The organism is Micromonospora sp. KC213 (genome assembly GCF_004348325.1).
Taxonomy (GTDB): Bacteria; Actinomycetota; Actinomycetes; order Mycobacteriales; family Micromonosporaceae; genus Micromonospora.
This window is the reverse complement of the sequence record NZ_SMKF01000318.1, coordinates 1-2,349: the sequence shown is the minus strand read 5'-3', so window position 1 is coordinate 2,349 and position 2,349 is coordinate 1. Positions and strand designations below refer to the sequence as shown.

General features: G+C 74.1%; 1 protein-coding gene and 1 pseudogene. One reads left to right on the top strand and one right to left on the bottom strand.

Annotated elements, in window-relative coordinates; translation table 11 throughout:
* Positions 1-1,370: pseudogene (locus E1166_RS30215) on the top strand (chromosome partitioning protein); the annotation flags it as partial.
* A 325-nt stretch (positions 1,371-1,695) separates the two neighbouring features.
* Here the strand turns inward: E1166_RS30215 and E1166_RS30210 are convergent.
* On the bottom strand, positions 1,696-2,130 hold the full coding sequence (locus E1166_RS30210; RefSeq protein ID WP_132343208.1) for a DUF3151 domain-containing protein: 435 nt from the start codon (positions 2,128-2,130) through the stop codon (positions 1,696-1,698).
* Positions 2,131-2,349: the final 219 nt, after the last annotated feature.

Here is a 2,349-nt window from a genome sequence, read left to right as displayed (position 1 = left end):
CGGCTGGACCCGACGACCCGGTCACGCCCGGCGCGCCCGGCACCCCGGTCGTACCCCTGGAGGGCGGCGGCCCCCGCGAGTCGCCGTGGGCGCAACCGCCGCAGCGGCTCTCGGCCGGCGGCGAGGAGGCGGTGGGCAGCGCGGCGGTGCCGGGCCAGACGCCGGACGCCCCGCCCGCACCGAAGCTGGGGCCGTTCCCGCCCTCACCCGGTACGCCGCTCACCCCGCCGGTACCGCCGACGGAGTACCCACCCGGTCCGACGCTCGCGGTACCTCCCCCACGACCCGCCCCGACGTCGCCGCATCCGGCTGCGGGAGTGACCGGGCCGCCCACGCCGCCGCCCGCCGCGGGCTGGTACCAGCCGGCGTGGCAGCAGGGCACCCCGCACGAGGGGGTGCCACGGCAACCGCAGCCCGAGGCGGCGGCCTGGATACCCGAGGGCCTGGCCCCGACCGCCGAGGACTTCGCCCGTCGCCGCCAGGTTCGCCCCGCCGATCCGGTGGCCACCATGGGGGTACGGGCGGTGGTGAACCGGATCGGGCTGGTGAAGCTTCCCCCCGGGCGGCACGAGCAGGAGGTGAGGCGGGACATCGAGATGGTCCGCCGCAACTTCGGCGGGCTTCGTCAGGTGACCGTGGTGAACCCGAAGGGCGGCGCGGGCAAGACGGTGGCGATCCTGCTGCTCGCGATGACCTTCGGCCAGAAGCGCGGCGGGTACGTGCTGGCCTGGGACAACAACGAGACCCAGGGCACCCTCGGGATGCGCGCCCAGCAGGACTTCCACTCCCGTACGGTGCGCGACATGCTGCGCGACCTCGGGCAGTTCCAGGGCCCGCACGGTCGCATCGGTGACCTGTCGCAGTACGTCCGCTCGCAGGGTGAGGGCATGTTCGACGTGCTCGCCTCGGACGAGTCGGCGACCGGTGGGGAGATGCTGACCGCCGCGGCGTTCGCCGAGATCCGCGAGGTGGTGAGCCGGTTCTACAAGCTGATTTTCGTGGACACCGGGAACAACGTCCGGGCGCAGAACTGGCAGGCCGCGATGGACGCCACCGACCAACTGGTGGTCACCATGTCGGCCCGCAACGACTCGGCGGAGACGGCCGCCCGGATGCTGGACCACCTGGAGCAGAGCGGCCGGCAGCGGCTCGTCCGGCAGGCGGTGACGGTGGTGTCCATGCCGCCGTCCCGCAAGGAGATCGACCTGCCGGCGATCCAGGAGCACTTCGCCGCCCGCACCAGGGCGGTGTTGCTGGCGCCGTACGAGCGGTTGATCGACAGCGGGGAGCCGATCCGGTACGGCGGGCTCTCCTCGGCCACCCGGGACGCCTGGCTGAAGATCGCCGCCGCGGTTGCCGAGGGGCTCTGACCGACTCCGGGGCCTTCGCCGACGGCCCCGACGCCGAGATCAGCACGGACGTGCCGGCCAGGCCGGGAACAGCTCGCCCGGACGGCCCGTGAGGTGGCCGCCAAGCTTGCGACCGAGGTCGACGGGCTACCCCGCGTCGAGTGAGATTCGGGGCCGGCACCACGGGAGGGCTGCCGTGCCACGCGGTGTCGTATCCCTGTTCGCGGATCCGAATCCGAGCACGGCGGCCCGGACCGACTGGTGCCGCGCCGACCGCCGGTACGGGTGCTGAACCGGCGGCCGGGGCGGTCTTAGGCCGGGTGGCGCGGAGCGGGCGCGCGCCGGGTCAGGCTTGGGCGCTGGCGAGGGCGTCCCCGGCGGCCGGGTCGCAGTCCCGGAGGAACTGGGCGCAGCGCGCCGCCTCGTCGGCCTCGCCGATCTCGTCGGCAGCCCGGGAGAGCACGTACAGGCAGCGCAGGAAGCCCTGGTTGGGCGCGTGCGACCAGGGCACCGGGCCGTGCCCCTTCCAGCCGCTGCGGCGCAACTGGTCCAGGCCCCGGTGGTAGCCGGTGCGGGCGTAGGCGTACGCCGGGATGACCTGACCGGCGTCGAACGCCCGCCCCGCGAGCGCCGCCCAGGCCGCGCTGTGGGTCGGGAAGCGGGCCGCGACCTCGGCGTACGCCTCGTCGGTGCCCTGCTCGGCGGCGGACGCCAGGGCCGCGTCGGCCGCGTCGTGCGCGGGCAGGAGGGTGGCCGGTGGCTCAGGCAACAAGTTCTGCATCGCCCCATTCAACCCGCTTCGGTCAGCGGCCCGCGAGGGGGCCCGGTGCGACGCGCTGACTGAACGGCGGATCGCGGGCTCCGCTGGCGGGTGAACACGGACAGCTCGGCGGCCCATGCCGCAAGACAAAATTTTCAATTACAACTATTGGTCCGGAGCCTCCCCAGGACCGGTAACGCAGGAGCCCGGTGGCCAGTCCACCGGGCTCCTGCCCTTTTC